The sequence below is a fragment of the Streptomyces sp. R41 genome (assembly GCF_041053055.1).
In the GTDB taxonomy this organism is placed as follows: domain Bacteria; phylum Actinomycetota; class Actinomycetes; order Streptomycetales; family Streptomycetaceae; genus Streptomyces.
In genome coordinates this window covers 10,160,431-10,183,782 of sequence record NZ_CP163443.1, presented here as the reverse complement: position 1 = coordinate 10,183,782, position 23,352 = coordinate 10,160,431, and the positions used below count along the sequence as shown (strand labels likewise).

At 70.0% G+C, this 23,352-nt stretch carries 19 protein-coding genes and 1 pseudogene; 9 read left to right on the top strand and 11 right to left on the bottom strand.

Translation table 11 applies throughout. The annotated features are described in order from the left end of the window. The first annotated feature begins 216 nt into the window (after positions 1-216). From AB5J53_RS46440 to AB5J53_RS46430, 3 genes are all read left to right on the top strand, one after another. On the top strand, positions 217-1,116 hold the full coding sequence (locus AB5J53_RS46440; RefSeq protein WP_369251596.1) for an N-acetylglucosamine kinase: 900 nt from the start codon (positions 217-219) through the stop codon (positions 1,114-1,116). 181 nt (positions 1,117-1,297) lie between these two features. After that, entirely contained in the window at positions 1,298-3,238 is a 1,941-nt protein-coding gene (locus tag AB5J53_RS46435; RefSeq protein ID WP_369251595.1) for a phosphatase PAP2 family protein, read from the top strand. Between the two features lie 168 nt (positions 3,239-3,406). Beyond that, complete coding sequence (locus tag AB5J53_RS46430; protein WP_369251594.1) at positions 3,407-3,907, top strand: methylated-DNA--[protein]-cysteine S-methyltransferase; 501 nt, start codon at positions 3,407-3,409, stop codon at positions 3,905-3,907. Between the two features lie 196 nt (positions 3,908-4,103). On the opposite strand, the gene AB5J53_RS46425 is transcribed toward AB5J53_RS46430, so the two are convergent. Then, positions 4,104-4,307, bottom strand: a complete 204-nt coding sequence (locus tag AB5J53_RS46425) for a DUF418 domain-containing protein (protein ID WP_369251593.1) — start codon at positions 4,305-4,307, stop codon at positions 4,104-4,106. Next, positions 4,298-4,597, bottom strand: coding sequence for a hypothetical protein (locus AB5J53_RS46420; protein WP_369251592.1), 300 nt, complete (start codon positions 4,595-4,597; stop codon positions 4,298-4,300). Before AB5J53_RS46420 ends, AB5J53_RS46425 begins: the two co-directional genes overlap by 10 nt. 199 nt (positions 4,598-4,796) lie before the next feature. On the opposite strand from AB5J53_RS46420, the gene AB5J53_RS46415 reads away from it, so the two are divergent. Further along, the gene (locus AB5J53_RS46415) at positions 4,797-5,660 is read left to right on the top strand and encodes an alpha/beta fold hydrolase (protein ID WP_369251591.1); all 864 of its coding nucleotides are present in this window, start codon (positions 4,797-4,799) and stop codon (positions 5,658-5,660) included. 167 nt (positions 5,661-5,827) lie between these two features. Here the strand turns inward: AB5J53_RS46415 and AB5J53_RS46410 are convergent, their stop codons facing one another. Continuing rightward, the gene (locus AB5J53_RS46410; RefSeq protein WP_369251590.1) at positions 5,828-6,565 is read right to left on the bottom strand and encodes a peptidoglycan-binding protein; all 738 of its coding nucleotides are present in this window, start codon (positions 6,563-6,565) and stop codon (positions 5,828-5,830) included. A gap of 164 nt (positions 6,566-6,729) precedes the next feature. On the opposite strand from AB5J53_RS46410, the gene AB5J53_RS46405 reads away from it, so the two are divergent. After that, entirely contained in the window at positions 6,730-9,186 is a 2,457-nt protein-coding gene (locus tag AB5J53_RS46405) for a polysaccharide lyase 8 family protein (protein WP_369251589.1), read from the top strand. A gap of 41 nt (positions 9,187-9,227) precedes the next feature. On the opposite strand, the gene AB5J53_RS46400 is transcribed toward AB5J53_RS46405, so the two are convergent. Next, positions 9,228-9,452 (bottom strand): hypothetical protein, encoded by a 225-nt coding sequence (locus AB5J53_RS46400; protein WP_369251588.1) that lies wholly within the window; start codon positions 9,450-9,452, stop codon positions 9,228-9,230. Between the two features lie 472 nt (positions 9,453-9,924). Here AB5J53_RS46400 and AB5J53_RS46395 point away from each other — a divergent pair, with 472 nt between their 5' ends. The 3 genes from AB5J53_RS46395 to AB5J53_RS46385 all read left to right on the top strand — a co-directional run bounded on the left by AB5J53_RS46395 (position 9,925) and on the right by AB5J53_RS46385 (position 11,202). Beyond that, positions 9,925-10,119 carry an integrase core domain-containing protein gene (locus AB5J53_RS46395; RefSeq protein WP_369251587.1) on the top strand — a complete coding sequence of 65 codons (195 nt, stop codon included), beginning with the start codon at positions 9,925-9,927 and terminating at the stop codon, positions 10,117-10,119. A 45-nt stretch (positions 10,120-10,164) separates the two neighbouring features. After that, positions 10,165-10,554, top strand: coding sequence for a VOC family protein (locus AB5J53_RS46390; RefSeq protein ID WP_369251586.1), 390 nt, complete (start codon positions 10,165-10,167; stop codon positions 10,552-10,554). A gap of 222 nt (positions 10,555-10,776) precedes the next feature. Continuing rightward, positions 10,777-11,202, top strand: coding sequence for a VOC family protein (locus AB5J53_RS46385; protein ID WP_369251585.1), 426 nt, complete (start codon positions 10,777-10,779; stop codon positions 11,200-11,202). A 116-nt stretch (positions 11,203-11,318) separates the two neighbouring features. On the opposite strand, the pseudogene AB5J53_RS46380 reads toward AB5J53_RS46385, so the two are convergent. The 7 genes and pseudogenes from AB5J53_RS46380 to AB5J53_RS46350 all read right to left on the bottom strand — a co-directional run. Then, positions 11,319-12,140 (bottom strand): annotated as a pseudogene (locus tag AB5J53_RS46380) (alkaline phosphatase family protein); the annotation flags it as partial. A 50-nt stretch (positions 12,141-12,190) separates the two neighbouring features. Next, the gene (locus AB5J53_RS46375; protein WP_369251584.1) at positions 12,191-15,064 is read right to left on the bottom strand and encodes a glycoside hydrolase family 2 TIM barrel-domain containing protein; all 2,874 of its coding nucleotides are present in this window, start codon (positions 15,062-15,064) and stop codon (positions 12,191-12,193) included. A 13-nt stretch (positions 15,065-15,077) separates the two neighbouring features. Then, on the bottom strand, positions 15,078-16,133 hold the full coding sequence (locus AB5J53_RS46370) for a hydroxyacid dehydrogenase (RefSeq protein ID WP_369251583.1): 1,056 nt from the start codon (positions 16,131-16,133) through the stop codon (positions 15,078-15,080). A gap of 2 nt (positions 16,134-16,135) precedes the next feature. Continuing rightward, positions 16,136-17,056, bottom strand: coding sequence for a carbohydrate ABC transporter permease (locus AB5J53_RS46365; RefSeq protein ID WP_369251582.1), 921 nt, complete (start codon positions 17,054-17,056; stop codon positions 16,136-16,138). Further along, positions 17,053-18,015, bottom strand: coding sequence for a carbohydrate ABC transporter permease (locus AB5J53_RS46360; protein ID WP_369251581.1), 963 nt, complete (start codon positions 18,013-18,015; stop codon positions 17,053-17,055). The genes AB5J53_RS46365 and AB5J53_RS46360 overlap by 4 nt, the downstream gene beginning before the upstream one ends. A 151-nt stretch (positions 18,016-18,166) precedes the next feature. Next, positions 18,167-19,474 (bottom strand): ABC transporter substrate-binding protein, encoded by a 1,308-nt coding sequence (locus tag AB5J53_RS46355; RefSeq protein WP_369251580.1) that lies wholly within the window; start codon positions 19,472-19,474, stop codon positions 18,167-18,169. Between the two features lie 115 nt (positions 19,475-19,589). After that, the gene (locus AB5J53_RS46350; RefSeq protein ID WP_369251579.1) at positions 19,590-20,681 is read right to left on the bottom strand and encodes a substrate-binding domain-containing protein; all 1,092 of its coding nucleotides are present in this window, start codon (positions 20,679-20,681) and stop codon (positions 19,590-19,592) included. A gap of 206 nt (positions 20,682-20,887) precedes the next feature. Here AB5J53_RS46350 and AB5J53_RS46345 point away from each other — a divergent pair, with 206 nt between their 5' ends. Beyond that, entirely contained in the window at positions 20,888-23,350 is a 2,463-nt protein-coding gene (locus AB5J53_RS46345; RefSeq protein ID WP_369251578.1) for a SpoIIE family protein phosphatase, read from the top strand. Positions 23,351-23,352 lie beyond the last annotated feature (2 nt).

Sequence of the window (23,352 nt, the reverse complement as noted above, 5' to 3'; positions counted from 1 at the left end):
CACGCGGCGGCCCGGACGGTGGTCCCGGTGGTCGGGTACGCGATGCCTCTTGACGCACTCTACTTCGTTAGTTAACTTCCTAACGAACTTCACGGTACTCGCCTGCCGTGCTCCGTCAGAGGCCCGTCCCGGGGCTTCCCTAGCTCACCAACTCCTGTTCACCAAAGGCACGGTTCGCCCACCGTCGCAGCTCAGCGCAACGACGAAAGAGGTTCCGTGCAGGACTTCACGCCCCTCGTGATCGGCATCGACGTGGGTGGCACCAAGGCGCATCTCCGTGCCTACGCGGGGGACGGCCTTGTCGCCGACCACGTCCGGACGAGCAGTGGCTGGCGGCCGCACGATCCCGTGGCCGCCGCCGGTTGGCTGGCCAAGCTGGTCGCCGACGCCGTGCCGACCTTCGCACGCCCGTCCGCCCTGGCCGTGGGCGGGCACGCCTGCGAGACCCCTCGCCAGTGCGCCCAGATACGTACCGCACTGCAACTGCATTTCGACGCGCCCGCGCTGGTCGTCGGCGACGCCGAACTCCTCGTGCCCGCCGCCGGGTTGGACAAGGGGGTCGGGCTGGTCGCCGGTACCGGTTCGGTGGCGGTGGGCCGGCTCGTCGACGGCAGTCCCGTTCAGGTCGGTGGCTGGGGTGCGGTGCTCGGTGACGAGGGCGGCTCGGCCGGTCTCGTCCGCGAGGCGGCGCGGGCCGTGTGGGCCGCGCACGATCGGGGCGAGGACCCGGACGAGCTGGCCCGGGGACTCATCGCCGCGTTCGAGGTGAGCGAAGTGCCCGCGCTCGGCGCGGCGTTGGAGGGCGCCACGGATGTCTCTGCCGAGTGGGGGCGGCACGCACCGGTCGTGTTCGCGGCCGCCGAGGCGGGCTCATCACTCGCCCGCCGGGTCATCGCCGAGGGCGGACGATCGCTCGCCGCGCTCGTCGTGCGCCTCGCCGAACGCGGGGTCGCCGTCGACGACGTCGTGGTCGCGGGCGGTACCGCGCTCGCCCAACCCGCCCTGTACGACGCCTTCGTGGCGTCCCTCACCGAAGCTCTTCCGGGAGCGCGGCCCAGGCCACTCGAGGTGCCACCGGTCGAGGGGGCGGTGGCGCTGGCCCGTTCACTCGTATGACACGCCTCGGACGCCGAGCCAAACCCGGCCCGACATGACTCGGCCGTAGATCTTCGCTCGTAGGACACACCCTCGCCACGGGACACCTGCGACTGACACGTCTCATGTGCTCCCTGACGTCCGGTCCATCGAACGACCTCCCGCCGGCCGCACGGCCGAAGAGCTCAAGAGAGGCACACCCATGCCGTCACCAGCCGGGCACCGCGCCACTTCGTCGGCCGGTCACCTCACCGTCAACAGGCGGGGGTTCCTCACAACCTCTCTCGGCGCGTCGGCCGGTCTGCTGGCCGCTCCGACCGTCGTCACCTGGCTCGCCGCCGCCGACGCGAAGGCGGCCACGGGCCCCTCCGCGTTCGTCGACGACTACACGACGAACGTCCTGACCAACCTGACGCCCGAGACCAACGCGGTGGTCCGGATCCTCGGCGGCATGGCCAAGGTCTGGAAGACCGGCGGCGCCTGGAACACCGGCACGCCGCTGCTGCCCGAGGTGCTGCGCGCCAACATGCGCTACTGCGCCCGGATCACCGCCGCCCGCACCGACGCACAGGCCAAGGAAGCGTTCATCTACGACCGCCAGCACCAGAGTTACGCGATGATCGCGGGCCTGGGTCCACTGGCCGATCTGTACAAGTCGGGTGCCCAGGCGGTCACGTCGATCAACAGCGCGCCCGACGGCACCCCCGCCGGGAAGATCAACGACGCGGTGCCCGCCGACGCCCCGGCCGGCTCCGCGCTCGGCGCGGGCTCGCACACCTCCGCGCTCGGCAAGGTGGCCGAGCTGGTCGACACGGTGCGTGGCCAGTTCGCGTCGGGCAACCCGGCCAAGTACGCCTACCAGTACCCGCGTCCGTGGCGCATGAACGAGGACAGCGAGGTCGTCGACACGGGCAAGGTCGACGCGCTCGGCTTCCCCGTCTACGACTCCGAGGTGATCGTCGCCCCTCAACTGCTGTGGCAGCGCGGCACGACGCCGACCGACGACGGCGGCTTCCCCAGCGGGCACACCAATGCCTTCCACCTGGCGGCCCTGGCATACGCGTACGCCGTGCCGGAGCGCTTCCAGGAACTGGTGGCCCGCGCGTTCGAGCTCAGCCACACCCGCATCATGGCGGGCATGCACTCCCCCGTCGACGTCATGGGCGGCCGGATCATGGCCACGGCCCTGGCCGCCGCCACGCTCGCCGATCCGCAGTACGCGGACCTCAAGGCCGCGGCGCGCGCCCAGGCCGCCGCGTACTTCGAGCAGCAGACCGGTACGACGGCGGACACGCTGTACGCCTACGCGCACGCGGCCGGCGTCGACACCGACCCGTACGCCGACCGGACCGCCAACGCCCGCGCGCTCGAGCCGCGTCTGACGTACGTCCTGACCCGGCACGGCCGCTCCGAGGACATGACCGTGCCCAAGGGGGCCGAGGTCCTGCTGGAGACGCGCCTCCCCTACCTCGACGCCGCGCAGCGCCGCGAGGTGCTGCGGACGACCGCGCTTCCCTCCGGATACGTGCTGCTCGACGGCTTCGAGCAGTGGGGACGCCTCAACCTGTTCGCCGCCGCCGACGGGTACGGCGCGTTCGACTCGGACGTGACCGTCACCCTGGACGCCGCCGACGGCGGCTTCGGCGCGGCCGACACCTGGCGCAACGACATCTCGGGCTGCGGAGGCCTGGTCAAGCGCGGCAGCGGCTCGCTGACCCTGACGGGAGCCAACCGTCACACGGGCGGCACGGTGCTGGAGGAGGGCGTACTGACCGCCGGTTCCTCGAGTGCGCTGGGACACGGTGACGTCCAGGTGGAGGGCGGCACGCTGCGGGTGACTCCGGCGACGAGCGCCCATGTGCGCGGCGCCTACGCGCAGGCGTCCGCGACCTTGGAGGTGACGCTCCGCGAGGGCCGCACCCCCGCTCTCCAGGTGGACCGCCGGGTGCTGCTGGGCCAGGGCAGCACGCTCGCGCTGCGGCTGGACACCGAACGTCCGCCGGCCGCGGGGACCACGATTCCGGTGATCCGGACGTCGGCGCTGCGGGGCCGGTTCGGACGGATCGACGTGCGGGCGGACGGGTACCGGGCGGTGCCGGTGTACACGGCCGACGGGCTGTCCGTACGGCTGACCAAGCACTGATCCTCGCAGCGAGTGTGTGAAGGGCCGACGGCCGGCGCCGTCGGCCCTTCGCATGTCCTGCGCCAGGTCGGTGTCCGATTCCCGCCGGACGGAGCGCCGGACAAGCGGCAAAATTGCTGGTGGAGCGATCCCGGCAGCGCTTGAAGCACTCTTGAGAGGACCCTTCCCATGACGGTCTACACGACCATCGACAGCCCCCTGGGCGAGCTGCTGCTCGTGGGCGACGAGTCGGCCACCGCGAGGGGCGGCACGGCGCTGGCCTCGCTGTCCATGCCCGGCCAGAAGCACGGAGCCGTCGTCCAGGACAACTGGATCGAGGACGCGCAGGCGTTCGCCGAGATCGCCGCCCAGCTGCGCTCCTACTTCGACGGCACGCTGACCCACTTCGACATCGAGTACGTCACGGGCGGCAGCGACTTCCAGCAGCGGGTGTGGAAGGCCCTGGAGACCATCCCGTACGGGGCCACGACCAGCTACGGCGAGATCGCCGCGCGGATCGGCGCGTCGCGGGCCGCGGTGCGTGCCGTGGGTACGGCGATCGGCTCGAACCCGTTGCTGGTCGTGCGCCCTTGCCACCGGGTGATCGGCGCGAACGGAGCACTCACCGGCTACGCCGCCGGTCTGGAGCGCAAGCGGCAGCTGCTGGATCTGGAGAACGTGGGTTCGTGAGGGGTACGGCTTTTGAGCAGCGCGCGCGGGGTGGCGGGCGGCCAGGACGGTGCCATGCCGCGACGCGTGGTCAGTGGCGTCAGCCCACGGCGGCGTTGACGACGTGGCGCAGGCCGTCGGCGTACAAGTCCGGGCGCAACACGGCCAGGACGGCAGCCGCGGCGACCGCCGTGAGCAGCCAGGGCCGCGGGGGCCCTCACCGCACGCACTCCCCGACCTTGGTGGCCCTGCCGAGCTGCCACTCCAGCGGACCCCGCCGGAAGGAGCGCGACCAGAGCGTCGCGAACACGGTCACGGTAGCGATGAAGCCGAGCGGGACGTGCGGCGGCGAGCCCGGCAGTTCCTTCCTGCCGAGGACGCCGATGCCGATGACGCGGAAGACGTGCGCGGTCAGAAACACCGTGCCGACGGCAATGACCGGGCGGGCGAGCCCGCGGGAGCGGGGGGGGAGGCGTCAGTGGCGGCGAGGCAGGCGGTCAGGATCGCCATCGCCGGCCCGGTGTCGGCCACGGTGGCGAGCGTCGTCTCGCTGTGCGGGGACGTCGCCGGCAGCCAGGCGGGGGTGTCTCCGGTCGGGTGGCCCGCGGTGTCGGACCACCAGGTGGACATGGCCGATCCGCCGTCGCCCCGGTCGGCGGCCTTGGTGGCGGGGGCGGCGCAGGGGACGAGGTGCAGGGCGAGCCTGGCCACGATCGACGACGGCGACCAACTGCACCTGAACCCGAGCGGTTGCCGGCTCCTCGCCGATGCCGTTCCCTGCCCGGCTGTTCCCACTCAAGCCACTTCCAGAGGACTTCGGCCTCGATGAGCGGTGAGTTCTACGGCGATGTCACACCCCGCCCTCTGCAGCCCTCTTGGTTGGGGATGCCGACATTCACAGGAGGCCCGTATGAAGGCGAAGGTCCAGGCCGCGATCGAGCTGTCCGCCGGGACGATCGAGTACGAGGACACCGGCGGCGACGGTCCCGTGCTGGTGCTGCTGCACGGTCTGATGATGGATGCCTCGCTGTGGGACGGACCGGTCGCCGACCTGTCCGCGGACCACCGATGCGTCGTGCCGACGCTCCCTCTCGGCGCGCATCGCCGGGCGATGCGCGCCGACGCCGATCTTTCGCCGGCCGGGGTGGCCCGGCTGGTCGCCGAGTTCCTCGACCGCCTCGATCTGCGCGATGTCGTCCTCGTCGGCAATGACACCGGTGGGGCGCTCGTCCAGCTGCTGATGTGCGACGGCGGGGATCGGGTGGGACGGGCCGTCCTCGTCTCGTGCGACGCGTTCGACAACTTCCCGCCCGGGCTGACGGGCAGGACGCTCGTGCTCTCCGGCAAGCTCCCGCCCCGGCTGTTCGGGCTGTTCATGCAGCAGATGCGGCTGAGGATGCTCCGACGGCTCCCGATCGCCTTCGGATGGCTGACCCGACGTGGGGACGCGGCGACAGCGCGCTGGATCGCGCCGGTCCTGCGGCAGCCCGAGATCCGCCGCGACGCCGTACGCGTCCTGCGAGCCGTGGGGGCCGACCCCGGCATCCTGCTGGCCGCGGCCGAACGGTTGCCCGGCTTCAAACGGCCCGCCCTCGTCGTCTGGGCCGGCGAGGACCGCGTGATGCCACCCGAGCACGGCCGACGCCTCGCCGAACTCCTTCCGTACGCCCGGTTGGCCGAGGTCGCGGACAGCTACACCCTCATTCCCCTGGACCAGCCGAAGGAACTCGCCCGGCTGATCCGGGAGTTCACCCACGCGCCGCACACGAACTGACCATCCCGCCCGCGGAATCCGGGTGTTGTCCGCCGGATCACCTCACCGCATGGAGGAGCGCCGCTGACGTGACGCCGTGCCGCGCACCTTCGCCCTCCTCGTCATCGACATGTACAACAAGCGGTTGCACGCGGCTTACGGCAGGGCCGTTTCAATTCGCGGCCGTTTCACGACGTCGTACGGGATTCGAGGGCGGCGCGGGTGTCGTTGCCGTAGACGCCGCTCTCGTCGCCCCGGATGCCGTACCAGAGCTGGAAGCGGGCCACCGCGGCGGTGAGCGTGGCGTCGTAGGTGCCGCTCGTGGTGCCGTTGTCGTACACGTTCGGGATGCGGAGGAGCCGTTCCTGGAGTTCCGTCACCTGGGGGCCGGTGTCTCCCTCGCGGAGGGTGCCCGCGCCGTCCGGGTCGGCGGCCCGGGACGGGACCTGGGCGGCGGGCGTGGTCGAGGGCTGGGCTCCGGTCCGAGGTGCGTCGTCCTGCTCGGCGCGCGGCAACAGGAGCGCGAGGGCGAAGCCGACCAGGGCCGCCGCTGTCACGGCGACGACGATCGCGGCGCGCCGCAGGCCGGAAGCGCGCCCGAATCCATGGCCGCCCCCGTACCGCCTCCCGGGTGCAGGGGACCGCCCTCCCGTGCCCCTGGCGTAGTCCTCCCCCGGCAGAACCGGCGGCAGCTCTTGAGTCTGGTATTCCTCGGCCCCGTACTCCTCCGGTGGCGGCAGCAGCCTTGTCGCGGTCGACGGAACCGCGACCGACTCGTACCCCTCGTCCGAGTCGGCTCCCCCGTCGTCCTCGCGCACCTGCCTCAGCAGCTCGGCCAGCGCCTCCGAGCGGCGGCGGCGCTGGACATGGGTGGGTTCGAGCGCCGGGCGCCTCTCCGGCTGCCCGGGCTCGGGCGGTATCGACACACTGCTCTCCTTCCGTGCGCGCGGTCTCCCGCCATCCCCGTGAAGTGATACGAGGGCAGGAGCCCGCTGGTTCAGCGAGCGCCACACCTCAGCAAACGATCGAAATGTTCAATTCGGTTAGAATCATTGAGCGTTTGAACGTCAGCGTGCTAGAAACCGCCGTCATGACGACTCGTTGGTCACGCCGTGGCTTCCTGGCCGCAAGCAGCGGTACCGCGCTCGCGCTCGGGGTGCACACCACCGCCGATGCCACCCCTCTCACCTCCACCGACATCACCGAGACCTTCGAGGCCGCGGACGAGTTCGCGACCCTGCGTGCGAAGTGGCGCACCCTGATCCTGGGCGAGGGTTTCAGCCCCACCGCCGAGCCCTTCAAGACCCGGCTCACCGAACTGGGCACCACCGCAGGCCAGTTGCAGTCCACGATGGCACCGACGTCGGGCTCACTGTGGCCGGATCTGGTGTACGCCGACCCGGAACCCGACACCGACCAGGAGTCGTACGGCTACTCCGGCAACCTGAACACCAGCTACAACAGGCTCAACACGCTGGCCCAGGCCTACTCCCAGCAAGGCACCGGACTGACCGGCGACACCGGTCTACGGGACGACATCCTGACCGGCCTGGATCACCTCTACTCCGAGGTCTACAACGAGAACCAGGCCCGCTACGGCAACTGGTACAGCTGGCAGATCGGCGCACCGCAGGCCCTGCTGGACGTATGCGTCCTCATGTACGACCAGCTGTCGGCCACGCGGATCGCCGACTACCTGGCCGCGGTCGACCACTTCGTGCCGGACTCTGCGGTCGCCGGCTACAGCGGGACGAGCACGGGCGCCAACAGGGTCGATCTGTGCCGGGTGTTGGCGCTGCGCGGGGTCGTCGGTGCGAGCTCCGCGAAGATCGCCCTTGCCCGCGACGCGCTCTCTCCCGTCTTTCCGTACGTGAGCGGCGGAGACGGGCTGTACACGGACGGCTCGTTCATCCAGCACACCACCGTCCCCTACACCGGTTCGTACGGTTCTGTGATGCTCGGCGGGCTCGGGATGCTCTTCGCGCTGCTCGCCGGGTCCACATGGGCGGTCACCGACTCCAACCGGCAGATCGTCTTCGACGCGGTGGAGAACGCCTGGGCGCCGTTCCTCTACAACGGTCTCGTCATGGACGGCGTGTCTGGGCGGGCCATCAGCCGGGGCCTGTCCGCGTCCGACGCCAAGCAGATCCAGCAGGACGACCATCTGCGCGGTCATCCGATCCTCGCGTCGATCGTGTTGCTCGGACAGGGCGCGAGCGGCACGGAGAACGCGCGCTGGCGCGGCCTGGTGAAGGGCTGGATGCAGCGCGACTACTACAGCCCGCCGATGAGCAACCCCTCACTCGGGCTCACAAGCCTCGCCCGGCTCAAGGGGGTTCAGGACGACACCGCGGTTTCCGCGATCGCCGAGCCGACCGGGCACCGGCTGTTCACCAACATGTCCAGGGCCACCCACCGCCGCCCCGGCTGGGCCGCGTCGATCAGCATGGCCGACCGGCGGATCACGTACTACGAGACCGGCAACGGCGAGAACCTGCACGGCTGGCACACCGGTTCCGGAATGCTCTACTGGTGGGGCGACACGTTCTGCAACGGCCAGTACAGCGACGCCTTCTGGCCCACCGTCGACCCCTACCGGCTGCCTGGCATCACGGCCTCCCGCAAGGTGCTCGCGGACGCGGCGGGCGGTGACTGGGGTGCCTCCCTGCCGGACGTCAACTGGGTCGGGGGCGCCACCGACGGGCAGCGGGCGGCGATCGGCCAGTACCTCAAGGGCCTGCAAAGCACGCTGCTGGCGAAGAAGGCGTGGTTCTGTCTGGACGACTCGATCGTATGTCTCGGCGCGGGGATCAAGTGCACGGACGGTACGGCCGTGGAGTCGACGGTCGAGAACCGCAACCTCGGGCCCACCGGCACCACCACCTTCACCGTGGACGGCACGGCGAAGCCCACCACGTACCCCTGGTCCGAGACGCTCACCGGCACGAAGTGGGCACACATCGGCGGCCACGGCGGCTACGTCTTCCCCGGCGGCGCGACCGTGAAGGCGCTGCGCGAGGCGCGTGACGGCAAGTGGAGCGACATCAACAAGGGGGGTGCCACGACCGTCCTGAACCGCAAATACCTGACGATGTACGTCGACCACGGCACCGACCCGACGAACGCCTCGTACGCCTGTCTGGTCATGCCGGGCGCGACCGCCACCCAGACCCAGACCCGCGCCGCCGCGACGAGCTGGCTGACGATCCTCGCCAACACGGACAACCAGCAGGGCGTCAGCGTTCCTTCGCTCGGTTTCACCGGGGTCAACTTCTGGTTCGGCGGCACGGTCGGCGATCTCACGGCGAGCAATCCGTGCTGCGTGATGATCAACGAGAAGAGCGACGGCACCGCGGTCATCTGCGTCAGCGACCCGATGCGCATGCAGACGAGCCTGACGCTCACCTGGAACAAGGCGGTCTCCTCGGTGACCTCCAAGCCGTCCACCGTCACTTCTGCGACCACCGGTTCCTCCTTGAAGCTCACCTTCGGCGACCTCAGCACCACCGCGGGCGTCACGCAGAAGATCACCGTCAAGCTCGGCTGAACGGAGGGTCGCCAGGCCGGACCTGCCGCCCTCGAGGGCATTCACTCGCGCGCCTGTGTGCCCCACTGCTCCGGCCCGACGCCGCGCCAGTCGATCAGTGGGGACACGGCCACGGTCACCGGGTCAATGTCCAGGCCCGCACGCCTCAGGAATTCGGACAGGTCCTCCAGGCTGTGGGCCAGACCAAGACTCTCGCCATGGACTCGAACCCGGCGGCCACCCGCCGGTGAAGGCGGAGACACGACGACAGGATGCAGTTCGGGCATGTTTCCAGCCTCACTCGTGCGATTCGGGCTTGCACGCGGACTGCGCATGCGGGACTACCGGGCCTCGCCGGACCCAGAGCCCTCGGCGCTCGCCGCGGTGCTTCGTCACAACCGAGGGTGCCGATCCGGTCGTCAAGGAAGTGAGAGCACACCATGGCAGAAATTCAATCACATGTTCGATTTCGTTTCTGGGGTGAGTCCCCCGCCGAAGGGGCCATGGCCCACCGAGAGCGGACGCGATCGAGGCAGTCGCCGCGAAGCACGCAGTGGATTGGCCCGCCTGGGGGCACCGCAAGATCGCCGCGATCATGCGTGCCGACGGCCACCAGGTGTCCACCTCCACTTTCAGCGGGCCCTCCGCCGGCGCGGACTGCTGCTGCCGACCGGGTTCCGGGCAGACCGTAGATCGCTGGCGCGGCTGCGGAAGCGGGTGTTCCGAGACCCACCACGCCGGCGGAACCGGGCCCGGCAGATGGACTTCTCCGAGTTCGCCGACGCGTTCGCCGGCGACGACCCGCCGTTCCGGCTCGTCCGCACACGGGTGAAGAGCCCACAAACCAATGGCGTGGTCGAGCGCTTCTTCGGCACGCTGAAGTACGCACATCTCTACCGCGCCACCATCGCCGACGGCGACGGCAACGCCCTCGCCGTCGAACACTGCGATTGACGTGTGGCCTCTGGTGGACCCGCTACGTGACTGGGAGGTCCTGACATGGCCAGTAAGTTCACCGAGCTTGCGATCGACTGTGCCGATCCCCACGGTCTCGCCCGGTTCTGGTGCTCGGTCCTTGACTACGAGGTACAAGACGAAGACGACGGCATTGTCATCATTGGCTCCCCTATGGTGCCCGAAGGCAAGAACCGCCTTGGTCCAGTGCCACCGACGTTGACCTTCGCGCGTGTGCCCGAGGGCAAGACCGTCAAGAACAGGCTCCACCTCGACGTCAACCCAACCGACAGGGAGCAGGACGAAGAGGTCCGTCGCCTGCTCGACCTAGGTGCTCGACACGCCGACGTCGGCCAAACCGGCGATGAGAGCTGGGTCACGCTTGCCGACCCAGAGGGGAACGAGTTCTGCGTCCTTGCGGGCCGCCGCCCCTGATCGGAGGCCGCACACCGCGCCAGACGTACTTCCGGTCGCCTCCCCACGCTCACGCGAACACGATGAGGAGCCTCGACCGTACACCCCATCGTGTAATTCCCCGCGGACAGTTGGTCGGTGGACGCCGATCCGCACCGGCGGCCAATAGCCTTCCCCTGTCCTGCTCCGCAGGAGTCCGTTTCCTCTCCGCCCTGAATGGCGGAGTATCCGCGGAGGATTCAGATGAACGCAGCTGACAGGAACCCTCTGGCCCGGGCCGATGTGGCGACCAGGCTTCCGGCCCAGGACCTGGACCGGGCGCGACGTTTCTACTCGGAGCAGCTCGGTCTCGACCCCGTGGATGAACGGCCCGGCGGGCTGCTGTATCGGTGCGGCGGAGTGGAGTTCGTCGTGTTCCAGTCGACGGGCGCGTCTCCCGGCACCTTCACGCAGATGGCGTGGAAGGTCGACGACATCGAGTCAGTGGTCGCGGAACTCAAGCGGCGCGGTGTGGTGTTCGAAGAGGTCGATGTACCTGGGTTGCGAACGAAGGACGGGATCGCCGAGATCGACGGGAACTACCCGAGCAAGGGCGCACGGGGTGAACGCGGTGCCTGGTTCCGCGACAGCGAGGGAAACCTGCTGGGCATCGGCGAGCCGGTCTTCTGAGCGGACCACCACGGTCTCGCTCACACAATGGCGTCGACTCCCACAATAACGTGCGGGTCTCCGGGCGTCCCCTCCGACGCCCGGAGACCCGCGGTCCCGATGGCCGCGAACGGACGGCCATCGAGTGTCCAGTGCGGGTCGGTGTCACACCCCAGCGACGCGAACACCTGGGCGGCGACGTCGACATGGCGTACCCGCGCAGGCGCCGAGCGCAGGTCGGGGCCGGTTGCGATCAGCCATGCGGTGCGTTCCTGCGGGGAGCGGCCGCCGTGGCCGCCCGTGTCGACATGGCCGTGGTCGGTGACGACGAGGACCGTCCACCGTTCACTGTCGTACGCGGGCCGGGCGCGTACGGCGTCCAGCAGGCGGCCCACGCGTGCGTCGGCGCGATCCACCGCCGCGTCGTAGGCGTCGCCGCAGCCGAGGAAGTGCGCGGTTTCGTCAGGAGAGCCGAGGTAGACGAAGGACGCGTCCATGTCGTCGCCCGCGAGGACGCGTACCGCCTCTTCGGTGATCTGTTCGTCGCATCTCTCCCAGGCCTCGGGGGTGTCCTCGGCCGGGGAGACGTACGCGGTCCTGGACGGGGCGCGGAAGAGCGGGCCGCCGTCGCGGACCTGCATGAGCGGCTGCCAGCCCGCCGCGACGAAGGTGCGGCGGCCGTTCTGCCGGGCGAGGCGGGTGGCGAAGTCGGGGAAGACGTCGAGTCGGTGGCCGGTGAAGTCGTTGCTCCACACGCCGTGCTTCTCGACGCCCACTCCCGTGACGATCGTCGCCCAGCAGGGGCCCGACATGGTGGGTGTGCGGTCGTCGACCTCGATCGGCGTGAGGAAGCCTTCGGCCGCGAGGGCGTCCAGGTGCGGGGTGGGCAGCCGGCGCAGCGTGTCGAGGCGTACGCCGTCGATGCCGACGACCAGGACGCGGTGGACGGCGTCGGGCATGGGTGATCCCTTCGGTGAGGCGGTCACGGACTGACCGCTTCGTGCGACGGTCACAGGGTGCGCAGGGTCAGGTGGAGGGTGGTCGGCCCGGCGTGCAGAGTGTGTTCCGGCAGGGTGCCGGGGCCGCAGGAGGCGGTGCCGATGCCGTGGTGGGCCGCGTCGAGGTTGACGTACACCGTGTCGTCCGGCGTGAGGTCGGTGGTGTGCCGGGCCTCGTCGAGTTGCTCGCTCGTCCAGCGGCGCAGGGTGAGGTCGAAGGCGCCGGTCACCTCCAAGCCTCCGCCGTCGCCGGTCAGCCGGGCCCAGCGCACTTCGTGGCGGTTGCCGTTCTCCTGGGGGCGGACATACGGGGTCTGCATCGCGTCGACGCTGCGGCGGAAGCGGCCCAGGCGCGCCGCGGCGGTCGTGTCGCGGTAGGCCTCGCCCGGGCCCCTGCCGTACCAGTCGACGGTGTCGATCCAGCCGGGCAGCGCGAGGCGCAGTCCGATCCGGGGGACGGGCAGCGGCCAGTCTCCGACCGGGTCGACGGCGAGGTCCAGGCTCAGCGCGGCCTCGTCGGCGCGCCAGTGGTAGGTCGCGGTCATCGCCGAGTCGCTGCCGGCGGGTGCGACTCGGGTGACGACCGTCAGGCCGTCCCCGTTCGGGTCGACGGCGAGGACCTTGGTGGTGAGCCGGTGCAGTCCGAAGGCCCGCCAGCGGTCGGCGAGACGCGGGCCGAGGACGTCGTTGTCGGTGGGCGCTCGCCACAAATCCAGCCCCGGCCCCTCGAGTTGGAGGTCCCCGAGACGGCGCAGGGTGCCGGTGGCGGGGTCGAAGCGGGCCGGGCCGAGTTCCAGCCGGTCGGCGGTGCGCCGCGCGGTCGCGCGCAGTCCTGGCTCGTACGCCTTCGATGGTTCGCCCGTCAGCACCTGGCCCCAGGCGATCTCGTGACCGGCCCTGGCCCAGGGTTCGTTGTGGGCGAGTTCCGCGACCACGGTCAAGAGGCGCTCGCCCTCCCCGGTGGAACGCAGTTCGGGCCAGGGCAGGACGGTGGACTCGCCTGCCGCCAGTACGGACACGTCCAGGGTGCCCTTGGCGCGGGGTTCGCCGTCGTCCTGCGCCTGCCATCGGAAGCGCAGATGAGAGGTGTCACGGAAGTCGTGGCCGTTACGGATCTCGATGATCCGGGCGTCCGCGTCGAGGCTGATCCGTACGGGCTCGACGACCTTCTTGTACTCGGCCAGGCCGGGCGAGGGCGTCCGGTCGGGGAGGACCAGGCCGTCGGCCACGAAGTTGCCGTCGTGGACCGGCTCCCCGAAGTCGCCGCCGTACGCGAAGAATTGACGTCCGTCGGGGGCGTGCCGCGCGATGCCGTGGTCGATCCACTCCCACACGAAGCCGCCCTGGAGCCGTGGGTACGCCTCGAACAACCGCTGGTACTCGGCCAGTCCACCGGGACCGTTGCCCATGGCGTGGGCGTACTCGCAGAGGATGAACGGGAGTTGGCGTCGGTGCGCGTCCCGTGCCGGGTCGTCGGTGGCGGGTTCCTCGCCGCGGCCGATCAGCTCGGTCTCGGCGTGGTCGGCGTACATGCGGCTGTAGACGTCCACGTATCCGCCGTCCCGGTCGCCCTCGTAGTGGATCGGGCGGGAGGGGTCGCGGTCGCGGGTCCAGGCGGCCATCTCGGCGAGGTTCTCGCCGCTGCCGCTCTCATTGCCGAGGGACCACATGATGACGCTGGGATGGTTCTTGTCGCGCTCGACGACGCGGCGCATCCGGTCCAGGCAGGCCTCGCGCCAGCGGTCGTCGGCGCTGGGGTTGCCGCGCCAGTCGACCTGCTCGAAGCCGTGCGTCTCCAGGTCGCACTCGTCGACGACCCACAGCCCGTACTCGTCGCACAGGGCGAGGAATTCGCTGCTGGGCGGGTAGTGGCTGGTGCGTACGGCGTTGATGTTGTGCTGCTTCATCAGCAGGACGTCCCACAGCATCGTCGCGTCCGAGAGCGTGCGTCCGGTCTCCGGGTCCCATTCGTGACGGTTGACGCCACGCAGCAGCAGGGGGCGGCCATTGACCTTCAGCAGACCGTCCTCGACGGCGACCGTGCGAAAGCCGATGCGTACGTGTACGCGCTCACTCTCCGTCGTCAACTCGCCGAGATACAGGTGGGGTTGTTCCGCGCTCCACGGGACCACGTCCTCGAAGGTGTGCGGTCCGGCCGGTTCGGCGTCGGTGAGGCCGAGCGCGGGCACGGTGAGACGGGCCGCGCCGCTCGTCTCGACGCGCAGGGTGCCCGTGCCCGTGGTGTGGTCGTAGTCGGCGTGCACGAAGAAGTCGTCGAGGCTGCCGACCGGCCGGGACAGGAGGCGTACCGAGCGGAAGATGCCGGACAGCCACCACATGTCCTGGTCTTCCAGGTAGCTGCCCGCGGACCATTGGTGGACGCGTACGGCGAGGATGTTGCGGCCGGGACGCAGCGCGTCGGTGACGTCGAATTCCGTCGGGACCCGGCTGCCCTTGCCGTCACCGAGGCGTACTCCGCCCAGCCACACCGCGAAGCAGGAGTCGACGCCGTCGAAGCGGAGCACGCTCCGGCCCGCGGGCCAGTCGCCGGGGAGGGTGAATTCGCGGCGGTACTCCCCGGTCGGGTTGTCGTCGGGTACGCGCGGCGGGTCGATCGGGAAGGGGTAGGTGACGTTGGTGTAGGCGGGGGTGCCGACGCCGTGCAGCTGCCAGCAGGACGGGACCGGCAGCCGGTCCCAGTGGGTGTCGTCGAAGGTGGGCGCTTCGAATCCGGGGGTGAGGTCGCCGAGTCCGGCGGCCGCGCGGAAGCGCCAGGGGCCGTCGAGTTCGAGGCGCGGGGCGTCGGAGTCGAAGCAGGCGCGGGGTGCGCGGCGGCCGTGGCCCGGTGAGCGGCTCTCGACGTAGTCGGTGTCCAAGTCAGCCATGTGGTGCTCCTGTTCAGGCCGAGCGGGTCAGCTCGTCGGGGCCGACTGCGTACGTGAACGGGAGTCCTTGCGCGTAGCGCTGCACCTCGTCCACGGCCCAGTGCGTCATGCGGCCGAGTTCGTTGCCGAGGGAGCCGGCGATGTGCGGGGTGAGCAGGACGTTGGGGAGCGTGTAGAGCGGGGAGGTGGCGGGGGGTACATCTGGTTCGGTCACATCGAGTACAGCGTGAAGGCGCCCGGAAACGAGACGCTCGGTCAACGCGTCGGTGTCGACGAGCGAACCGCGCGCCGTGTTGATGAGCGTCGCGCCGTCTTGAAGAAGCGCGAGCCGGCGCGCGTCGAACATATGGCGCGTCTCGGGGAGTTGGGGAGCGTGGATGGACACCACATGGCTGCGCCGGACGAGTTCGTCGAGGCCGACGAGTTCCACGCCCAGGGCTCGGGCATCGTCCCGGTCCAGGTAGGGGTCGTGGAGGAGGACGTGGAGGTCGAGCGGGCGGAGCAGCTCGACGACGCGGCGGCCGATGCGGGAGGCGCCGACGATGCCGACGGTGCGGTGGTAGTTGCCGTAGCCGGTGAAGTACGGCAGCAGCGCGGGCTGTTCGCGTGAGTGGGCGTAGGTCCGCGCGATGTCGAGGACGCGTTTGTTCGCGAAGAGGATCGCGGCGAGCGTGAACTCGGCGACGGGGAGGGCATTGGCGGCGGCCGCGGAGGAGACGGTGATGCCGCGCTTCCAGACGGAATCGGTGACGTGGTGCTTGATGGAGCCGGCCGCGTGGACGACGGCCCGCAGCCGCGGCATACGACGCAGCGCGTCCTCGGTCAGCAGCGGTGCGCCCCAGTGGGTGAACAGGACCTCCACGGCGGCCAGTTCGACCTCGCCGGCCGCGGCGAAGTCGGTGATGGGCACCGAGGTGTCCACGGAGGCGATGGACCGGAGCCGGTCGAGCGCGCCTTCGGCCTGCAGTGAGCGGTGGATCTCCGGTCCCATGGCGAGGGCCGTCCGCGGACGGTGCGCCGCGGCCGATCGGTCCGAGCTGTTCAGGAGGGTGCCTTCCGGTACGAGCATGGTCACTTCACCGCGCCGGCGGTCAGTCCCGAGCGCCAGAAACGCTGGAGGCAGACGAAGGCGACGATCAGTGGGACGACGGCGACGAGCGAGCCGGTGATGACGAGCGAGTAGTACTCGGGCTGCTGCTGCGTGACGCTGTTCCACATGAACAGGCCGAGGTTGACCGGGTAGAGATTCTCGTCGTTCAGCATCACGAGGGCGCCGAAGAAGTTGTTCCAGCTGGCGGTGAACGAGAACAGGAAGATGGTCATGAAGCCGGGGGCGAGCATCGGCAGGGAGATCCGGGCGAAGGTGCGCAGCTCGCCGGCGCCGTCGACACGGGCGGCCTCCAGGACCTCGTTCGGCACATAACCCTCGGAGAAGACGCGGGCGAGGTAGACGCCGAAGGGGTTGACCAGGGCGGGCAGCAGCAGGGCCCAGTAGGTGTTGACGATCCCGACCTTGGTGGCGAGCAGATACATCGGCAGCTGGATCACCGTGGTGGGGACCAGGACTCCGCCGAGCACCGCGCCGAACAGCTTCTCCTTGCCCTTGAAGTCGTACTTGTCGAAGGCGTAGCCGGTGGCGATGCACAGGAACGTCGAGGCGGCCGAACCGACGACCGAGTACAGGATGCTGTTGCCGAACCAGCGCAGATAGATGCCGTCGTTGAAGGTGAAGACGTGCTGCAGGTTGGCGAAGAGGTTGAAGTCGCCGAGGGCGAAGCCGGAGGTGGAGAACAGGTCGCGGTCGTTCTTGGTGGCGGCGAGGAGCAGCCAGCTGACCGGCATCAGGGTGTAGAAGGCGGCGACGATCAGCAGTCCGTTGACGACGCCCTTGGACAGCAGCGCGTTGGGCGAGGTCCGGCGGCGCGTGGCCCGGGTGGCCGTGCGCTCGGCCGGTGCCTCGGCCGGGCTTGTCGTGTGGGTGAGGGTGCTCATGACGCCGCCTTCCACCGGTTGCCGAGCCGGGTGACGATGTAGGAGAGGAGGACGCCGAGCAGGGCGAGCAGCAGGGACGCGGCGGCGGCGAGGCCGTAGTCGTGCTGGACGAAGCCGGCCTTCCAGATGAACAGGGTCGGCGACCACTCGGTGTCGATGGAGGGCGCTCCGCGCTGGTTGAGCAGCTTGGGCTCGGTGAAGATCTGGATGGCGCCGACGCAGGTGAACAGAACGGTCATGACGACCGCGGAGGCGATCATCGGCACCTTGATCCGCAGGGCGGTGCGGATGGCGCCCGCCCCGTCGACGACGGCCGCTTCGATCATTTCGCGCGGAACGGCCTGCAAGGCGGCGTAGAAGATGACCATGTTGTAGCCGATCCACTGCCAGGCGCAGAGGTTGACCATGGACGAGAGCACATGGTCGTTGCTGTAGAAGTTCCATGAGCCGCCGAGGGCGCCGATCCAGTCGAGCACGGGGCTCAGTCCCGGGGTGTACAGGTAGATCCAGATGACCGACGCGATCAGTCCCGGGATCGCGTGCGGAAGGAACAGCGCGAGCTGGAAGAAGCGCTTGGCCCGGGCCATCGCGGAGTCGACCAGCAGCGCGAGGAGGAGTGAGCCGCCGATCATCACCGGGATGTACAGCGCGCAGTAGAGCGCGATGTGGACGAAGGAGTCCCTGAAGCCCGCGTCGGACAGGGCCTTGGTGTAGTTGCCGATTCCGGAGAACACCCGCTCTGTGCCGCCGAAGCCGAGCCCCGAGGAGTGCTCCTGGAAGAGGCTCATCCACACGGCGTAGCCGATGGGCGCGGCCATGACCGCGGCGAACAGGACGAAGAACGGGGTGATCAGGAGGGCGGCGGCCCGACGTTGACTGCGCCGTAGTTTCGAGGTGCCCGGGGGCTTCGTCGAGGGGTGGGGCCGGGCCTTCACGGCGGGGGCGAGAGGTACTGCCACGGTGGCTCCTTGGCGGGCTGGGCGCTTCGGGGAGACGATCGGTGACGGGAGTGCCGGGGCGACGGGAACAGCCCCGGAGTGACGGGGTCCGGCCGCGGCCCGTGTCCGAGTCCCGCTCGGACAGGGGCCGCGATCTGGCGGACCCGTCAGGTCACTTGGCGAGCTTCAGCCCGCGCTCCGTGATCCCCGACTCGGCCTTCTGCTGGCCCGCGTCGACTCCCGAGGTGAAGCCGGACTTGGCCGTCGCGTCCTGGACCGCGGTGTAGACGTCCAACTGGTTCGGGCCCCACGTCCAGCCGGGGACGATCGTGTCGACCTGTGCGGAGGCGAGCTGATAGAGGTCCTGGCCGTTCAGGTACGAGGTGTCGAACTTGGCCGCGGCGACCTCGCGCATCTCCGGGTTGGCCGGCAGGGCGCTGCTGGGCGACTCCAGGTCGGCGAGCCGGGCCTCGACGCCGGCCTTGTTCGTGGTGAGCCACTTGATGAACTCGGTCGCGGCCTCGGCGTGCTTGCTGCCCTTGAGGACGCCGTAGGAGGTGCCGCCGTAGTTGCCGCTTGCCGCGGTTCCCCAGTTCGGCATGGGGGCGGCGGCCCACTTGCCCTTGAGGTCGGACATCGCGGTCTTCATGCCGCCCGCGGACCAGGAGGCGCCGAGGAAGGAGAGGGTCTTGCCGGAGGTACGGGCCTTGGTCTCCTCGAGGCTGTACGCGGTGAAGGACTGCACCAGGTCGTCCTTGATCAGGCCGTCCCAGTAGGCGGCGACCTTCTTGGTGGGCGCGTCGTTCACGCCGGGCTTCCAGGCGTCCCCCTCGGTGGCGAACCACTTGCCGCCGGCCTGCCAGGACAGCGCGGCCAGCAGCGCCGGGTCGGACTTCGGCATGGAGGCCAGCCGGGCGTTCTTGTCCTTCTTCTTGACCTTCGCGGCGGCGGTCTTGAACTCGTCCCAGGTCTTGGGGACTTCGATGCCGTACTTCTTGAACAGGTCGGTGCGGTAGTAGTACAGCTGCGGCGCGACGTCGTACGGGACGGTCCAGGTCTTGCCGCCGAAGGTCACCAGGCTCTGGACGGACGCGGGGAACTTCGACTTGACCGTTTCACCGGCGTACTTGGTCAGATCGATCAGGTTTCCCTGGCTCGCGAACTCCGGGACCATCTGGTACTCGATGGTCGCCACGTCGGGCGCGTTGCCCGCCTTCACCGCGTTGGAGAGCTTGCTGTAGCCCTCGGCGGAGCTGGGGATCTCGGTGAACTTGACCTGGATGTCCTTGTGCGTCCTGTTGAACGCCTCGACGGTCGACTTGGCCCCGAGGGTCCAGGTCCAGTACTGGATGGTGACCGGCTTGCCGTCCGACTTGGAGTCGGTCGAGCCATTCTCGCCGCCACATGCGGTGGCGAGCATGCCCAGGGCGGCGATGGTGGCGGTGGCGGCTGTGCGGAACGTACGTGAAGTGCGCGACATGGCACGGCTCCTACGAGACCTCGTACGGGAAGAGGCGGATGCAGGACATCCTTTGTGCGCACACGATCAGAGTCAAGAGCGTTCGACCAAGACAATCAAAACGATCGAACAACGCTCATGAATCGAGCGCTTCGCCACCGCAGGACGAACGGATCCTCAACTCGGGGAGAAGCTCGAGGTGCTGACGGGGTGCCGGGCGCTGTCCGCTCGCGCGTTCCGCGAGCCGCTGGAGCAGCAGATTCGCGGCCAGTTCCCCCACCGAGCGCGTGGGCGGGGCGACGGCTGTCAGGGGGACGTCCGCGAGGCCGGCCACCTCGTCGTCGTACGCGATCAGCGCGAGGTCCTCGGGAACGCTGATGCCGTGCGCCTGGAGCTTGGGCACCAGCACGATCGCGTCCTCGTCGCTGTGCACGAGCGCCGCCGTCACTCCGCGTTTCTCCACCGCTTCGACGAGGTAGTCGATGCTGGCCTCGTAGTCACCGTGCTCGCGGACCGACGGCGCGCCGGAATCGACGTCCAGGCCCAAGGACTGCACGGCCGCCAGATAGCCCGCCGAGATCTGCGCGGCGTGCGGGCCCTCCTGGAGCACCGCGGTGATCCTGCGGTGCCCCAAGGAGGCGAAGTGACCCACGGCCACGGCCGCTCCGTGCGCCCGGTCCGTGCGCACCCGGTCGAGGCCGGCCGCGGGGTTCCCGGCCGGTGCGGAGCGCTCGACCAGGACGGTCGGCACCGCGCATTCGAGGAGCCACTTCTCCTGGCCCCCCACGGGCACGCCACCGAACCAGCTGGGCGCGACGAGCAGCCCCTCCGCACCGCCCGCGATCAGGTGTTCCGCCTGTACGGCGTCCTCGGAGTCGACATATCCGGTCATACCGAGGACCAGGCGGCCGCCCTGGGCGCCGATGGTCTCGCGGGCCCCGCGGACGATGTCCGCGAAGATGTTGACGGTGGTCGGCACGATCATTCCGATCACGGCACCCTCGGCGGACTCCTGCCGGGGCTGCGGCTCCGCGGCCGCGTCGCCCGGCCAGACCACCGCGCCGTGCAGCCGCTGCACCCGGCCCTGTGCGGCGAGCGTCTCCACGTCACGCCTCAAGGTCACCGCGGAGACGCCGAGTTCGGCCGCGAGATCGGCGACCCGGAGGCTGCCGCGCTCCCGGACGAGTTCGAGTACCCGCTCATGACGCTGGTCGACGTGCAGTCGCATGGGCTCCCCCTGAGGCAAGGCCGGACGGACGAAATGCGGGCGAACGCGGAGCGTGATCCCGTGTGCTCACTGTACGCCCACAATCGTATCGATCGCTTTCGATCAATACGATCGACCAGGCTCGAACGACCCGCGCTCTGGTCGTACAACGTGATGAATGGGCACGAGGGGGGTAAGACCACCTTCGGGGAGCGGAGAGGGTCGCAGTGGGTGCGAGCGAGGAACGAGACGTGCTGGCCCGTCAGCGCTTCGACATGGCGGACGCCGCGCCACTGCTGCTCGATGCCCGGATGGCGGTGACCAGCTGGACCGCGGACGCCGAGCGGCTGCTGGGATATCCGGCCGCCGAGGTGCTGGGACGGCCCGCGGCCGATCTGCTGGTCCCGGAGGACGCGGCGAGGATCCCGGAGCTGGTCGAGCGGTGCCAGGAAGACAGCGGCTGGACGGGACTGCTTTCCGTGCGCCACCGGGACGGACACCCGGTCCTCTCGATGGTGCGGGTCGTTCCGGTACAGCGCAGCAGCGGCCCGGCGCACTGGGTGGTGCTGCTCGCTGATCTGGCCGGCGGTCCCGGCTGGGACATGAGCCGCTCCGTGCTGGAGCAGATGACCGCGCGCTCCCCGGTGGGCATCGCGATCGTGGACACCGACCTGCGGTACGTGTGGTCGAACGCCGCTCTGGAGCAGTTCGGCGGGGGCCCACCGCAGTCGCGGCTGGGACGACGGCTCGCCGAGGTACAGCCCGGTCTGGACGCCGAGCGACTCGAAGCGCAGATGCGCCGGGTGCTGGAGAGCGGCGAGTCGGTGGTCGCATACGAGCACGTGGGCCGCGTTCGCTCCGCGCCACACCGCGAGACGGCCCACTCCATGTCGTTCGTCCGGTTGGAGGACCCCCACGGCCACCCGATCGGCGTCTACTACACCGTCGTCGACGTCAGCGAGCGCTTCCGTGCCCGCCGGCGGCTCGCCCTGCTGGACCGGGCCGGTCAGCACATCGGCCGCAGCCTGGATGTCCTGCAGACCGCGCAGGAGCTGGCCGACGTCGCGGTGCCCGGGCTGGCCGACTTCGTCACCGTGGACCTGCTGGAGTCCGTACTCAAGGGAGGGGAGCCGACACCCGGTCCGGGTGAGGACACGGACGCGGTGCCGCTGCGGCGCGCCGGACACCAGTCGGTGCAGGGCGGCGTCCCCGAAACCGCCGTCGAGATCGGCGAAGTGGCGTCCTACCGGGCCGGGTCTCCCCCGATCCGGTGCCTGGTCGACGGCGAGTCCTGGCGCGAGGAACGGCTCGACCCGCTGTCCGGGGAGTGGGCCACGGGTACCCCCGACGGTCGGGCCGCCACCTTCCTCGACCTCGGGCTGCACAGCGTGATGATCGTGCCCGTCCGTGCCCGCGGCGTCACGCTGGGCATCACCACGTTCTTCCGGCGCGGCCGCCAGGACCCGTTCGACGAGGACGATCTGAGCCTCGCCGAGGAGTTCGTCGGCCGGGCGGCCCTGTGCCTCGACAACGCCCGCCGCTACACCCGCGAGCGCGACGCGGCCCTCGTCCTGCAGCGCAATCTGCTCCCCCACCGCTTCCCCGAGCAGGACGCGGTGGAGGTCGCCGCCTGCTACCGGCCCGCCGACGAGCTGACAGGGCTCGCCGGGGACTGGTTCGACGTCATTCCGCTGTCCGGGGCCCGGGTGGCCCTGGTGGTGGGCGAGGTCGCGGGGCACGGCATCGACGGCGCGGCCGCGATGGGACGGCTGCGGGCCGCCGTGCAGACCCTGGCCGACCTGGATCTGTCCCCGGAGGAGGTCCTCGCCCACCTCGACGACCTGGTCAGCCGCGCCGCCCGGGAGGAGGGCTCGGGCGCCGACACCCTCACGAGCGGCATGCAGGCGGTGGGCGCGAGTTGTCTGTACGCGGTGTACGACCCGGTGAGCGGGCAGTGCTCGATGGCGAGTGCGGGCCATCCCGCGCCCGCGATCGTCACCCCCGACGGCACCGTCACGTTCACCGAACTCCCCGACGGTCCCGCGCTCGGCGTGGGCGGACTGCCTTTCGAATCGGTCGAGTTGCCCCTGGCGGAGGGCAGCGTGCTGGCCCTGCACACCGACGGGCTCATCGCCACACCCCGTACCGGGCGGGATCCGCAGGCCGGCCGTGAGCGGCTGCGCCGCGCGCTCGAGGCGCATGGGCAGCCGTTGGACGGACTGTGCCGCACCATCGTGGACGATCTCGTGCCGACGCGTCCCTACGACGACGTGGCGCTGTTGATGGCGCGCACCCGGCGGCTGGGGGCCGAGCAGGTCGCGACCTGGGACCTGCGCGTCGACCCGGCGGTCGTCGCCGAGGCCCGGAAGGCGTCGACCCAGCAACTGGGCGTCTGGGGCCTGGACGAGCTCGCCTTCACCACCGAACTGGTCGTGAGCGAGCTCGTCACCAACGCCATCCGGTACGCCGACGGCCCGATCCGGTTGCGGCTGATCACCGAACAGGCCCTGATCTGCGAGGTGTTCGACGGCGGCACCACCGCCCCGCACCTGCGCCATCCGAAGACGACCGACGAGGGCGGCCGTGGGCTGTTCCTGATCTCCCAGTTCACTCAGCGCTGGGGCACCCGCTACACCCCCGAGGGAAAGATCATCTGGGCCGAGCAGTCCCTCACGCAGCCGGCGATCTGACG